The following is a 13,857-nucleotide window of genomic DNA, read 5'->3' as shown; positions in this document are numbered from 1 at the left end:
TAGCAGTCTGAATTAAACATTATTTTCCTTTAGACTATCAAAGCAGAGAATGTCATTCAATACAATCTTCGCAGCATCCAAAATAATAATCTATCAGTATAGACGAAAATGGGGTTAGGATAGTTTCCTTTTTAAATAGAAATGACAAAATGGTTTAAAACAGGTATAAGGTAGACGGGGGAATTCCCGAACGATAGGCCGGGTGAGGGTTTGGGGAAATAGAACGGCAAAGTAACTCCCGAAAGAGAAGGCGAGTGTCAGTTTGGGGAAATAGAACGGCAAAGTAATTCCCGAAAGAGAGGGTGAGTGTCGGTTTGAGGAAATAGAACGGCAAAGTAATTCCCGAAAGAGAAGGCGAGTGTCAGTTTGGGGAAATAGAACCGCTGAGTCATTCCGATCGCGAGAGTGCCTCTATTTAGGGAAGTTGAGTCACCGTATAACCCCAAACTGTTAAAGTGTCTAAGCAAACCATGCTATTAGAGGTTTAGACCAGCAGGGATAGGGGATTGTTCAAATAAAGAAAAAACCCCTTGATATCAAGGGGATATGTTTTACGTTAAATAGCTAATAAACATGGTGGCAATGCCAAAATACGTAATTAGTGAAAAGATGTCATTTAATGTGGTGATCAGCGGACCAGATGCGATCGCTGGATCGATGTTAAGGCGATAAAGGATTAGCGGAATAACGGCACCGGCTAATGTTCCAATAATGAGAGTTAAGAATAAAGAAACACCAACCACAAGGCCTAATACCGCATTACCTTGCCAAAAATAAGCGATAAGGGAAATTAAAATACCGCAGGTTAGTCCAATTAAAAGACCGACAAAAAATTCACGAAGGATAAGCTTTGTGACAACTTTTTTATTAATATCATTTGAAATAAGTCCGCGAACAACAACTGCAAGTGACTGTGTACCGGTGTTCCCTGTCATGCCTGATATCATCGGCATAAAAAAGGTTAATGCAACTACCTGCTCAAGTGTTTGTTCATAGCCGCTAATAATTCCGCCGGATAGAATGCCAATAAAAAGAAGCAGGATCAGCCATGGTAACCGCCGATAGGCAGCAACAAATGCTTTCGTATCAAAGTCAATCGATTTACCAGAGGCGGAAAGCTTTTCAATGTCTTCATTCGCTTCCTGGATCACAACGTCGATTAAGTCATCGACCGTCGCAATTCCCATTAGAACATTTTCTTCATTTACGACTGGAATAGCAAGGAAGTCATATCTCTCAACCATCCGTGCAACCTCTTCCTGATCGGTTGTGACGGTAGCGGCAATCACACGCTCATACATGACATCGCTAATTTTTTCATGTGGTTCAGCAATCAATAAATCACGGTATGACACAACACCAACAAGCTTGCGGTGCTGATCTATAACATAGAGGTAGTTAATCGTTTCCGCATATTCAGCAAAAATCTTCAGTTTTTCGACGGCTTCTTTCACACTATAGTAATCGCGGATCCAAACAAAACGGTTTGTCATGATCCGGCCGGCGGTTTCTGGCGGGTAATTCATGATGTCTTGTACAATTTGAGACTCGCTTTTTTTCATGCCGGAAAGAAGCGAAGCGATTTTTTCAGGTGATAACTCGTCAAGCAACAATGCAAGGTCATCGTTGTCCATCTCGTCAAGTACTTTACCTGTCCGCTCTTTTCCTATCTTATTCAGTACCTCCAGCTGCTTTTCCTTATTCAGTTCTTCCAGCAAATCAGCTAGCCTGTCGACGGATAAGAACAATAGGAAACGAGGCTGGTGCTTTTCGGGAAGGTTTTCGTAGAGCTGAGCAATGTCATACGGCTGCAGTTCATCAAGAATTACGTCGAAATCCTTCTTTTTGTTTTCTTTTAACGTTTTAATAATGTAAAGTGTGATTTGATTTTCGGTCATATTTTGGATCAAAATCGTCACGCCCCTTTCTGCAGAAATTATTAGAGTATAACATATCTTCGCCTGCTTATATTCTGTTTACATTATAAGAAATAAAAGAGTTATATGGAATGGCGGCAACCGCTTACCTAAAAAAGAATTTTAAATCTGAATTGTAATATTTTTTTAATAAGCAATTTTTGTGCCTTTTTGCTAAAATGAAGATAATTAAAATATGGTATTTCCAAATTTAAACAAGTTTCTTATGTGTATTGTATGCTCATAAATAGAAGTAGTGCGATCATATGTATGTGACCTGTTTTAAATATACCCATTTAGAAGGCTGCTGAAGCTTGGTGTTTGAAATCTATCATTTTGCCACTATGAATACAGAGAGCTATTCGTATTTTTATTTACCCGGGGGTTACATGTATGAAGAAGAAAAATCAGGATATTCGGGATCTCGTTTATATTTTGTTAAATGAACAAGAGCAATATGTGATGACATATGGAATTGAATTTGCCGAATTCTCACAGTCATTATCCGATTCCTTTAATCACCTTTTGCTTTTAAAACACAACTTTGATCATGGTGAATTCCACGTGCATACGATGCTGGATTTTGTCACGAAAGAAAAGCTTTCAAAATTAGTAAATGATGATGTGTATTCATATGGTGATTTTTGCTGGATTGATTTTGAAGAGGTAGAAGCCTTAAACGAGCTGCCGGGTCAAGTGTTAGCAGAGCTTCTATACCTTGGACATACAAAGGAGCACCTGAGACAGCCATTTTATAATATCTTAAGCAATCGTTTTGTTTATTTGGCGCATGATGATGGCTGGCTTAACAAAACATATTATCGTGATATGCAAAACTTCTATAACATGCTTGGTGATTGTCTGCCAGGAAAACTAGAACAAATTAAAATTGAGAAAACCCTGCTTGGATTTAAGCGGAAAAAAACATATCCGGTTATCCCGCGCGAGGTCTTAAAGGATTTAAGACCTTTGATGAAAGAAGGCATTGTCTTATCAATTAAAGATATGGCACAAAATCGGACTCGTATCGAAGTGCCTATATGGGTAATTGGTGACTTTGTTAATATGGACAATATGATGGATGAATATGAAGAAGCTTCAAAAAAGAGAAAATGTGAAGCCAAGCTTGTAATTGACAAGAAGACGAGAGAATGGCGAATCTATAGCAGTTAATCGTTAGCTCACTTAACTTGTCTTACTGAGGAAATAATGAGATGCTATGGATATTATTCATTTCATGAAATGTGACGGCATTAGAGCGCTGCTTAATTCTCTACAATGCTTAAGCACAATTGCGGCAAGCAGTTTATGGAGAACCATATCTGTATACTGACATCTCCGGAATAGCTGCGGAGGTGTTTTTTTCATTCCTAACAAGCTTTCAAAAAGGCAGAGAGAGGTACGCATGCTATCCATTCGAAAGTTTTTAAGAAATAAGGGACTGGCCTATTTACTGGCTGCGTCGTTTTTGATAGTTTCAATCCTGCTTGGTGTTTCCATTGGCAGTGTTTCAGTGCCGATCCTGCAAATTGTGCAGATCATCGGAGCAGAGATCTTTCATTATAAGCCAGACGGTGTCAATCCCTTGTTTGAGAATATCGTCATGAATATCCGCCTGCCTCGCGTGGTGCTGGCCGGGCTGGTAGGTGCCTCACTTGCCATAGCGGGAGCGGCATTTCAAGGTTTATTAAGAAACCCATTGGCAGACCCTTATACATTAGGGGTATCTTCTGGGGCTTCTGTCGGTGCTGTGATGACTTTGTTTTTTGGAATAACAATACCTGCAGCAGGGCTTTTTACATTGCCGATATTAAGCATTGGGTTTGCTTTTATCACCATCTTATTTGTGCTTATGTTTGCCCGGCAAATAGACCGTGCAATGAGGGTGGAGACCATTATCTTAACTGGCATTATTTTTAGCTCATTTTTAGGGGCAATGATTTCGCTGATGATTGCGTTAACAGGTGACGAGCTTCGCCAAATCATCGGCTGGCTGCTTGGCAGCGTTTCTATGAGGGGCTGGGATTATGTATTGATTCTGCTGCCTTTTTTGATCATAGGCTCAGCGATCTTATTAAGTAGCAGCCATGAGCTCAATGCGATGTCATTTGGAGAAGAGCGTGCTTTTCATATCGGAGTAAATGTACAGAGAAAGAAGATGCTCATTTTAATCGGAGGCTCAATCTTAACGGGTGGTGCTGTAGCAGTTTCAGGAACAATTGGATTTGTAGGTCTGGTAATTCCGCATTTGACTAGGCTCATTTGGGGGCCGGATCATCGCCATTTGCTGCTTTTATCCATGCTGACAGGCAGCGGCTTTTTAATTCTTGCAGATTTGCTTGCACGAACAATTATTTCTCCTGCGGAACTGCCGATTGGTGTGATTACGGCATTAATTGGTGCCCCTGTGTTTGCAGTTATTTTAATGAAAAGACGATCTGAAAGAAGAGGATAGATGTGATTAGTGTTCGAAGCGTTACAGGCGGGTATGCCAATCAGTTCTTAGTTCAGAATATTAGCTTTGAAGTCGAAAAAGGTGAATTGCTTGGCATCATTGGGCCGAATGGAAGCGGAAAAACGACGCTTTTGAAAATGTTAAGTGGAGTACATAAAGTCGCAGCTGGAGATATTTTTATAAAAGGGAAAAGCCTTGAATCTTTTAGTCCTAAAGAGCTGGCCAAAGTGATTGCTGTGTTATCTCAGCACTCCGAAGATCACTTTTCCTACTCAGTTAAAGAGACAGTTTCCCTCGGGCGCTACGCTCATCAAAAGGGCTGGTTCCAAGCATTAACTGATAAGGATGAACAGATTGTGGCTGAGGCAATGGACCTGACAGGCATAAGCCGTTATGCGGATGAGCAATTGCAGCATCTTTCAGGAGGGGAACGTCAGCGTGTGTTTTTGGCACAGGCATTAGCGCAGGAGCCGGAGATTTTATTGCTTGATGAACCAACCAATCACCTGGATCTATCCTTCCAAAAAGATTTATTGGATCTGCTGCAAGTTTTAACAAAAAAACAGGGCTTAACAGTCATTTCAATATTCCACGATCTTAATTTATCTGGCCTTTATTGTGATCGGTTATTGCTGATGGATGCTGGCCAGCTGCTGAAGGATGATGTGCCATATGGAGTGTTGAGAGAAGAGGTCATTTCCTCCGTTTATGAGACGGAAATAAAAAAACAGCCACATCCGTTTGTCCCTGCACCCCAGATGGTTCTGTTGTCGGAAGGAATGCAGGATGAAAGGAGTTCAAGAAAGATAGGAGCAGAGCATTTAACGATTGAACAAGGCCAGTTCTCATTACAATCGCCTTTCTATCTTAAAACCTTAGCATCTGGTGTGTCGGGCTCTGGAATCGGCTGGAACCGCTCCTTTGTCAATTGGCATACAAAACAATCCCCAATAAAATGTTCGGCTGAAATGGAAGACTATATAATAACCAAGGGCTTTGAAGCGGGAGAAACGATCGGAATGATTTCAGCTGGTAAACCGGAGGATGCCAGCTATGCATTATTTGAAGGGGAAGGTTTTTCGGTCTTTACAGTGGTAATAGCAGATGTGTCTATTGAGTATGGTATAAATACATGGATTTTTATAAACGGAATGTTTTCAGACGAAGTTTATATTCAAAGTATTATAACAGCAACAGAAGCGAAGGTAAAAGCGCTTGAACAATTCCAAGAATTTGATTTGACGAATGAAAGCATTTTAATTGCAGGCACTCAGCAGGGAGAGACACTAACTTCAGCAGCGCGGATCTCTCCTCTGGGCAAGTTAATCAGCCAAGGAATTTATGAATGCACAACTGATGCGATGATGAAAAGTTTAAAGAGGATAAATGGCCCTTTCTGTTGAAGAACAATCTAGTGGTTCGACTTACCAGCTGCAGGAAGTTAAATAAAAAATAATGAATATAAAGGGGATAAAGGGATGCTTCTATATACGAAAACGGGTGACAAAGGAAAAACAAGTGTTATTGGCGGCAGAGTGGAAAAGGATGATATACGCGTTGAGGCATATGGTACTGTTGATGAAGTAAACTGTTTTGTTGGACAAGCAATGACACAGCTTGATGATTCTCTTTTTCGCGATGTTCTAGATGATCTTGAAAAAATTCAGCATGAGTTGTTTGATTGTGGCGGAGATTTAGCTAATGTAACAGTAAATAAAGAGTCTAAGCTTGATGCTGCAGCAGTCGAATATCTTGAAGGCAGAATTGATCAGTTTATCGAAGAAGCGCCAACACTGGAAAAATTCATATTGCCTGGCGGCTCGCCTGCTTCCGCAACCATACATATCGCCCGCACAGTAACAAGAAGAGCCGAGCGCCTTGTTGTCACGCTGGCAAAAGCAGATCCGGAAATTTCTCCTGCAGCATTACCCTATATAAATCGATTATCTGATTATTTCTTTGCTCTTGCGCGGGTAGTGAATTTTCGACTGAACGTTAAGGATGTTGAGTATGCCCGCAGTGCAAATGTATTTAAGGGTAAAACAAGAAATAATTAATCAATAAAACCATTCCAAAAAACGTCTTCTTCATTATAAAGTGATTAAAGGAGCGGTCAAAATGAATTTAAAACTTGGATATGTTATTTTATATAGCTTAGATCTAAGTAAAACAAAACATTTTTATCAAGAGCTGCTTGGTTTAACATTAAGAAATGAAATTGGTACTTATATTGAGTTTGAAACAGGAAATACGATTTTAGCCTTTAACACCCGTGAAGATGGCCGTGCCATCACAAAACTCCCGATACCTGATGAGCTGAGAAAAGAGCAAACGTTTGAACTTGGATTTGTGACAGAAAATGTAGAGATGATGATTGAAAAATTAAGAGCTGCAGGTGTACCGGTCCTTCTTGAACCAGTTGAAAAGCCGTGGGGGCAAAAGGTTGCTTATGTGGAAGACCCAGATGGTCACTACATCGAAATATGTACGCCAGTAGGCTAAGAGGCTGTGACATAAGTATTTAACACACTTTTGGAACCGAATGGTTAGGAAGTCCATCTTTCTAATCATTCGGTTTTTTATTTATAATTATAAAATAATTTTATTAACATGAGTGAAATGGAGCGGAGAATCCTCGACTCCTGTGGGCAATATAGGAAAGGGTGAGCCGCCGCAGAAGTTTTGCTTCGAGGAGGCTCAGCTTCCTCCCCACGGAAAGCGGGGGTCCGCAGCGCAATGGAACGGGCTTATGTAAACTCGCAAACCATGACTATGAATGTTCGTGTTTTAGAAATTTATTTTTGTTTTGTCCCAGTCTCTTTTTTATTTATATTGTCAAAATTAAGTTGTTTATATTGTTTGATAGAATATTAGAGAAAAACTGCAATAAAAGAAGAGAATAATATATTTAACCGCTTACACGGAACTTGTAAATTATTAATTGTATGATATGATACATATGTTTTTAACGGCCCCGACGTCGATGAGAGTTCGACGTCAACTAAATAAAAAGTAAGTGTATTTGAGAAGCACTATTTTAAGGAACTTATCTATTGTTATACTTTCAGAAAGTATAATGGCAAAGCTAATCCTTGCCTAGCAGGCTAGTCTTTATGTTCAATGTTTAGAAGCAAAAAGAGTGCTTTTAACTGGACTTAAATGCCGTGATCCTTATTATAACAGCTAATCTAACACTGAGTTTGCGAATAAAGGGTGCAGCACTTTTTTCATCTATGAAAGGTGTTGTTATTTTGTCTGTTCGCTTTTTTGTGCTCTTCTTTTATACACTTACAAATAAAAAATGAGGTGGAATATTGAGAGTATTATCAATGAAAGAACAATGGCTTGGAAATGTGCGAGGTGATATTCTGTCCGGAATTGTTGTGGCGCTTGCCCTAATTCCAGAAGCAATCGCCTTTTCAATTATTGCGGGTGTTGACCCAATGGTTGGTTTGTACGCTTCCTTCTGTATCGCTGTCACGATCGCTATTGTTGGAGGCAGACCAGGGATGATCTCAGCTGCTACCGGAGCAATGGCTTTGTTAATGGTAACACTTGTTGCTGATCATGGTTTGCAATATTTATTTGCGGCAACGATTTTAACAGGTGTTCTGCAAATTCTGTTTGGGGTATTTAAACTTTCGCGGTTTATGAAGTTCATTCCCCGTTCTGTCATGATTGGTTTTGTAAATGCCTTAGCAATTTTGATTTTTATGGCGCAGCTTGACCAATTCGTCGATGCAACTTGGGTGATGTATGCTATGGTTGCAGGAGCATTAGCCATTATTTATCTTTTCCCAAGAATCACAACTGCTATACCATCTCCGCTAGTGGCAATCATAGTGATTACCATTATTGCACTTATGACTAATAGTGGTGTACGTACAGTTGGTGATATGGGAGCAATCACATCTTCGCTTCCTGGATTTCTGATTCCAGATGTGCCGTTTACTTTTGAAACACTGCAGATTATTTTCCCGTATTCGATTGCTTTGGCAATTGTAGGGTTGCTGGAATCTCTTCTGACAGCATCAATCGTTGATGATATGACAGATACAGCAAGTGATAAAAATCGTGAAAGCCGTGGGCAGGGAATTGCCAACATTATTACAGGCTTTTTCGGGGGCATGGCTGGCTGTGCAATGATTGGCCAATCCGTAATCAATGTTAAATCAGGCGGAAGAGGAAGATTATCTGCTCTTGTTGCCGGTTTGTTTTTAATGTTTTTAATTCTTGTTCTAGGTGATATTGTTGTCCAAATCCCAATGGCGGCTCTGGTAGGCGTAATGTTTATGGTTTCCATTGGAACCTTTGACTGGGCTTCTATTAAAGGACTTACGAAGGTGCCGGTCACGGACTCGATTGTCATGGTAACAACAACTGTCACGACGGTGGTTACACATGACCTTTCTAAAGGGGTCTTAGCTGGTATTGTTCTCAGTGCGATTTTCTTTGTAGCGAAAATTTCAAAGGTGCAGGTAACCTCCACAACACAGGGGACGAAGAAATTGTACACTGTAACGGGTCAGGTATTCTTTGCCTCCGTTGATGAACTTGTTGGGTCCTTTGATTTATATGATGATCATAAAGAAGTCGAAATTAACTTCAGCGGTGCTCATATTTGGGATGATTCTGCAGTTGCTGCGATTGATAAAATTGTCATTAAACTGCGGGAGAATGGAAAACAAGTGCAATTAACCGGCTTGAACTCTCCAAGCATGAAGTTAATGGAGCGACTTTCTATTCAGCATAACCCAGGTGCTAAGTTATCTGGACATTAAAACACGCGTCTTAGCGTGTTTTTTTTTTGCTGTTTAACAGTAGAAAAATTAAGTCAGTAAATAACACGTTGTTGTTCTTAGCGACCACCTGTGTAAATCTTGAATATGTCCAATTGAAAAGGCGTAAGAATCTGGATCATTCCTTACGCCTCTTTAAGTGAATAGCGTTAAGCACTCTGTGAATTAGAAGTGTGTTTCGCGGCAGATTTTCCTCCTAGTTTATCTGCGAGCACAGTTAATGCTCCGTCCCCAGTAACATTACATGCTGTACCGAAGCTATCTTGTGTTAAATAAAGAGCAATCATGAGGGCAAGCATTGTTGCATCAAAACCGAGCATCGATTCGAGCAATCCAATTGCCGCCATAACAGCACCACCTGGGACTCCAGGTGCAGCAATCATGGTAACACCCAGCATAAGAATGAAAGGGAGAACCTCTATAAAGGAAATACTTTGTCCTTGAAGCATGATGACAGCAATGGCACAGCTGACAATTGTGATTGTGCTCCCTGAAAGGTGAATCGTTGCCAGTAATGGAACAGAAAAGTCAGCTGTTTGTTCTCGGGCACCTATCTTTTTCACTTGCTTTAAAGTGACTGGGATTGTTGAAGCGGATGATTGAGTGCCAAGTGCAGTAAAATAGGCGGGAATCATCTGTTTGATCATATAGAATGGATTTCTGTTTGCTGCAATTCCGGCAGCTGTGTACTGAATGAGTAATATAATAAGATGAAGAGCAATAATCATGATAAAAACTTTTGCAAAAACACTCAGAATGGTTCCAATTTGTCCGCCCTGGGTCATGTTTGAGAAGATTCCAAAAATGTGGAACGGCAATAATGGGATGATGATTTTTTCGATTAGTTTTTGTACAATGGCCTGAAAATCATTTAATGCATTTTGTAAAGTGCTTCCTTTAATCGCTGTAAGACCTAATCCAAGGGTGAAAGCAATTAAGAGGGCAGTCATCACGCCCATTACTGGTGCCATCTCAACTGTGAAGTATGCCTCAAGCAAAGCCTCTTCAGGGTTGCCGAATTGTGTGAAGCTCTGATTTTTTAACATCACGGGATAAAGGAGACTTGCTGCGAGAAAAGCTATAATCCCTGCTGCGATCGTTGAGATGTAGGCGAGACCAGTCGTAATCCCAAGCATTTTTCCTGCTCCTTTGCCCATAGAACCAATTCCAGGAGCAATAAAACCTATAATAATAAGCGGGATGGCAAAACCAAGAAAGTTGCCGAACAGACTGTTAAATGTGGCAAACACTCTTATTATGAATTCTGGTAAAAAGGTTCCTGCGATTATACCTAAAATGATAGCAATAATAATACGCGGCAATAAGCCAAATTTCCTCATTCTTATGTCCTCCTATAAAATACAATTGTTTTTAATAGGAGGATTATAACGTATGTTTTACAAAAAGTTAATAGAAATAAATTATTTTAGAATAATATAATTATTCCGTATATTCAGTATAATAAAATGTAATGGAAAAATAGGCGGAATGTAACTTTTCTTTAATGTTGTCATGGTTTAATAGGATGAAATGAAATAAAATCATTAAGAAAAGCTACATTTGTATTTCTTATTCATACATATACGTATAGGCTATGATTTACTTTTTACTATTGAGGGAATATATATGGCTGACCTGCTGTAATATGAATGTACTTCTGATCCTTTGTAACAGCAGGTAGCAGATGGAACTTTTACGCTCAAAAGTGTAAAATGATTACGTGTGATTTAAAAATGGAGGTTCAACAAATGAAAACTAAAATCGGCTTGTTATATGGCGGCAAATCTGCGGAGCATCAAGTGTCCATGCAAACGGCAATGGCTGTCATTAAAGCTTTAAATTCAGATAAATTTACAATTCATCCAATTTATATAACCGAAGAAGGGCGCTGGGTCAAAGGGAACGAGTTAATTGGTCCTGTTGAAAGTGTGAAGGAGCTTGCGTTTGAGCAGGGAGAAGCATTGTCTCCCACAGCGTTGGCACCAACCTTGTTTAAATCATCTGATGAAGATGCAGGACCTTTTGATGTGATTTTTCCACTTTTACATGGGCCAAATGGAGAAGATGGAACTGTCCAAGGAATGCTTGAACTGCTGAATCTTCCGTATGTAGGCAACGGAGTGCTTGCTTCATCTGCTGGAATGGATAAAGTAATTATGAAAAACATTTTTGCTCAAGCGGGATTGCCGCAAGTAAAATATGTTTGGTTTATTCGCAGCGAGTGGAAAAAAGCAGAGGCAGCTGCATATGAGAAGGTAGAAACAGAAATCGGATATCCTTGTTTTGTTAAACCTGCTAACCTTGGTTCAAGCGTAGGAATCAGCAAGTGTGAAAACAGAGAAGAACTTTCAGCGGCCTTTAAGGAAGCGTTTCAATTTGATCGGAAAATTATTATTGAAGAAGGTGTAACAGCTCGTGAAATTGAAGCAGGAGTTATGGGTAATGATGATCCAGAATGCTCTGTAGCAGGTGAAATTATTCCGAAAGCATCTTTTTATGATTATAAAGCGAAGTACCAGGATGGAGATACTGCTATGATGATTCCGGCTGAGATTACTGATTCGGAATATGCTGCACTAAAGGAAATGGCCATAACAGCTTTTAAAGCACTTGATTGCTCAGGATTAGTCAGAGCAGACTTTTTCTTAACAAAAGACGGTCAATTTTATATTAATGAAGTAAACACAATGCCTGGATTTACTCCTTTTAGTATGTTCCCGCTATTATGGAAGCATTCAGGTGTAGAATATCCAGAGCTGATTGAACGTCTTGTTCAGCTCGCGGTGGAAAGACATGAGGAAAAACAGCAGATTAAGCACACGATGTAATCTGTCATTATTTTTAAAAAGTCAAAGAGCTAAATAGTGAGCATTACGCCTCCCTAAAAACTGTCTGCATGACTATAGACCGGTGAACAAGGCGTTATGCTTTCTACATATGTTCACTTGATAGACATAGACAAATTAGATGTACTAGTGAAAATAGGAGGCAGGCCATGATTGCAAGAAACTTAAAAGAGGTAGCCGCTATGATCGGTGTGGATGATTTTCAATCCGAACATTCGAACGTGCATATTACCGGAGTAACGATAGATACAAGAAAGATTACAGATGGAAATTTATTTGTTCCCTTTAAAGGAGAGCGTGCTGATGGGCATGCTTTTGTAGAGGAAGCTTTAAAACAAGGAGCAGCTGCGGCATTATGGCAAAATGACGTTCCAAATCCGCCGCTGCACTTGCCAATCATTATAGTGGAAAACACACTTGTGGCTCTGCAGGAACTAGCCCGCAGCTATAGGAAGCAGTTGGATGTCAAAACGATCGGCATAACGGGCAGCAATGGAAAAACCACGACAAAGGATATGACGGCAAGTCTCTTATCGCTAAAATACAAAGTACAAAAGACGGAAGGGAATTATAATAATCATATTGGTCTTCCCTTAACGATTCTGAATCTGGAAGAAGATACTGAACTGGCTGTGTTAGAAATGGGTATGAGCGGTAAAGGGGAGATTGACTTCCTCAGCCGTCTTGCACTGCCTGAGGTTGTCATGATTACAAATATCGGTGAAGCTCATCTGCAGGATTTAGGATCCAAAGAAGGGATTGCACAAGCGAAACTTGAAATCATCAATGGTCTAAAAAGTGATGGATGTATTATCTATTATGGGGATGAGCCGCTCCTGCAGCAGCACTTTGAACAGTATAATGGCGGAGCAATGCTGAAAACCTTTGGTTCAAACACTTCCAACGATTTATATCCGACACATATCAGTCAAAGCGATGATGGAAGCTGCTTTAAGGTGAATATCTCAGATAGGGAATTCCAGCTCCCGGTGCTGGGTACTCATAATGTTCTTAATGCTCTTGCAGCCATGACGGCAGCCTCTTTTTATGATATTTCCTTTGAGGATATGAATGAAGGGCTATCTAAAATTAAGCTGACCAATATGAGAATGGAACTTTTACAAGGAAAGAAAGGCGAGCGAATCATCAATGATGCTTATAACGCAAGCCCAACATCCACGAATGCAGCGATTGAATTGATTGCGAACCTTCCTGGATATCAAAATAAAATTCTTGTCCTTGGCGATATGCTGGAATTGGGCGAAGAGGAAAAGGAATATCATATCAAGGTTGGCGAGTCTATTAATCCTGATAAAATTAGTGCTGTATTCACATATGGAGAACTTGGACAATACATTGCAGAAGGTGCAGGCCGCGTCTTTCCGGAAAATAGAGTATACTCATTTAAGGAAAAGCAGCCGCTCATTGAACAATTGCAAAAGCTAGTGAACAAGGAGACGATTGTACTGGTAAAAGCATCAAGAGGCATGAAATTAGAAGATGTCGTAGCAGGTTTGCAAGAATAAGCTGTACTGATTATTTTTAATAAAATATAGCCACAGATGTTAAGTGGATATGAGAATGCTTTAATTTAAAAGGATAATTGAATAATCTGTTCTACTGGAAAAACTACCCTGTTTCATGTGAAACAGGGTAGTTTTTGTTCTATTGACTCTTTTGTTTAAGAACATCTTATTTATTTTAGAGCTTACTTCCTAGTCCGACCAGTGTTTTCTTGTTTACCAAAAATATCAAAAAGGGGTTGCTTACTGTTATTATTTTTCATATACTGTGTATATAGATATAAACAGTATAACAGTTAAAGCAAGGAGGTTTTTTGA

At 39.8% G+C, this 13,857-nt stretch carries 10 protein-coding genes; 8 read left to right on the top strand and 2 right to left on the bottom strand.

All coding sequences use genetic code 11. The features are described from left to right. Positions 1 to 551 precede the first annotated feature (551 nt). The gene (gene mgtE, locus B7E07_RS21425; RefSeq protein ID WP_139785681.1) at positions 552 to 1,910 is read right to left on the bottom strand and encodes a magnesium transporter; all 1,359 of its coding nucleotides are present in this window, start codon (positions 1,908 to 1,910) and stop codon (positions 552 to 554) included. Between the two features lie 399 nt (positions 1,911 to 2,309). On the opposite strand from mgtE, the gene B7E07_RS21420 reads away from it, so the two are divergent. The 6 genes from B7E07_RS21420 (at position 2,310) to B7E07_RS21395 (ending at position 9,152) form a co-directional block, all read left to right on the top strand. Continuing rightward, entirely contained in the window at positions 2,310 to 3,089 is a 780-nt protein-coding gene (locus tag B7E07_RS21420) for a hypothetical protein (RefSeq protein ID WP_080848810.1), read from the top strand. 232 nt (positions 3,090 to 3,321) lie between these two features. Beyond that, positions 3,322 to 4,371: a FecCD family ABC transporter permease gene (locus tag B7E07_RS21415; protein ID WP_080848809.1), complete on the top strand. Its 1,050-nt coding sequence runs from the start codon at positions 3,322 to 3,324 to the stop codon at positions 4,369 to 4,371. A gap of 2 nt (positions 4,372 to 4,373) precedes the next feature. After that, positions 4,374 to 5,774, top strand: a complete 1,401-nt coding sequence (locus tag B7E07_RS21410; RefSeq protein WP_080848808.1) for an ABC transporter ATP-binding protein — start codon at positions 4,374 to 4,376, stop codon at positions 5,772 to 5,774. Positions 5,775 to 5,849: 75 nt separating this feature from the next. Beyond that, positions 5,850 to 6,428: a cob(I)yrinic acid a,c-diamide adenosyltransferase gene (locus B7E07_RS21405; protein WP_080848807.1), complete on the top strand. Its 579-nt coding sequence runs from the start codon at positions 5,850 to 5,852 to the stop codon at positions 6,426 to 6,428. A gap of 61 nt (positions 6,429 to 6,489) precedes the next feature. Continuing rightward, positions 6,490 to 6,873 (top strand): VOC family protein, encoded by a 384-nt coding sequence (locus B7E07_RS21400; RefSeq protein ID WP_080848806.1) that lies wholly within the window; start codon positions 6,490 to 6,492, stop codon positions 6,871 to 6,873. An 812-nt stretch (positions 6,874 to 7,685) separates the two neighbouring features. Further along, complete coding sequence (locus B7E07_RS21395) at positions 7,686 to 9,152, top strand: SulP family inorganic anion transporter (protein ID WP_080848805.1); 1,467 nt, start codon at positions 7,686 to 7,688, stop codon at positions 9,150 to 9,152. A gap of 167 nt (positions 9,153 to 9,319) precedes the next feature. On the opposite strand, the gene B7E07_RS21390 is transcribed toward B7E07_RS21395, so the two are convergent. Beyond that, entirely contained in the window at positions 9,320 to 10,510 is a 1,191-nt protein-coding gene (locus B7E07_RS21390; protein ID WP_080848804.1) for a dicarboxylate/amino acid:cation symporter, read from the bottom strand. 408 nt (positions 10,511 to 10,918) lie between these two features. Here B7E07_RS21390 and B7E07_RS21385 point away from each other — a divergent pair, with 408 nt between their 5' ends. Further along, positions 10,919 to 11,998 (top strand): D-alanine--D-alanine ligase, encoded by a 1,080-nt coding sequence (locus tag B7E07_RS21385; protein WP_080848803.1) that lies wholly within the window; start codon positions 10,919 to 10,921, stop codon positions 11,996 to 11,998. A 167-nt stretch (positions 11,999 to 12,165) separates the two neighbouring features. Then, on the top strand, positions 12,166 to 13,542 hold the full coding sequence (locus B7E07_RS21380) for a UDP-N-acetylmuramoyl-tripeptide--D-alanyl-D-alanine ligase (protein WP_080848802.1): 1,377 nt from the start codon (positions 12,166 to 12,168) through the stop codon (positions 13,540 to 13,542). Positions 13,543 to 13,857: the final 315 nt, after the last annotated feature.

The sequence above is a fragment of the Cytobacillus gottheilii genome (genome assembly GCF_900166665.1).
GTDB classification, from domain to species: Bacteria; Bacillota; Bacilli; order Bacillales; family Cytobacillaceae; genus Cytobacillus; species Cytobacillus gottheilii_A.
This window is presented reverse-complemented; position numbering and strand designations above follow the sequence as displayed.

What these genes read in the sequence shown, in the direction of transcription:
- B7E07_RS21380 (WP_080848802.1), top strand. Translation starts at nt 12,166, where the DNA reads ATGATTGCAAGAAACTTAAAAGAGGTAGCCGCTATGATCGGTGTGGAT.
- B7E07_RS21385 (WP_080848803.1), top strand. Translation starts at nt 10,919, where the DNA reads ATGAAAACTAAAATCGGCTTGTTATATGGCGGCAAATCTGCGGAGCAT.
- B7E07_RS21420 (WP_080848810.1), top strand. Translation starts at nt 2,310, where the DNA reads ATGAAGAAGAAAAATCAGGATATTCGGGATCTCGTTTATATTTTGTTA.
- B7E07_RS21390 (WP_080848804.1), bottom strand. Translation starts at nt 10,510, where the DNA reads ATGAGGAAATTTGGCTTATTGCCGCGTATTATTATTGCTATCATTTTA.
- B7E07_RS21400 (WP_080848806.1), top strand. Translation starts at nt 6,490, where the DNA reads ATGAATTTAAAACTTGGATATGTTATTTTATATAGCTTAGATCTAAGT.
- B7E07_RS21405 (WP_080848807.1), top strand. Translation starts at nt 5,850, where the DNA reads ATGCTTCTATATACGAAAACGGGTGACAAAGGAAAAACAAGTGTTATT.
- B7E07_RS21415 (WP_080848809.1), top strand. Translation starts at nt 3,322, where the DNA reads ATGCTATCCATTCGAAAGTTTTTAAGAAATAAGGGACTGGCCTATTTA.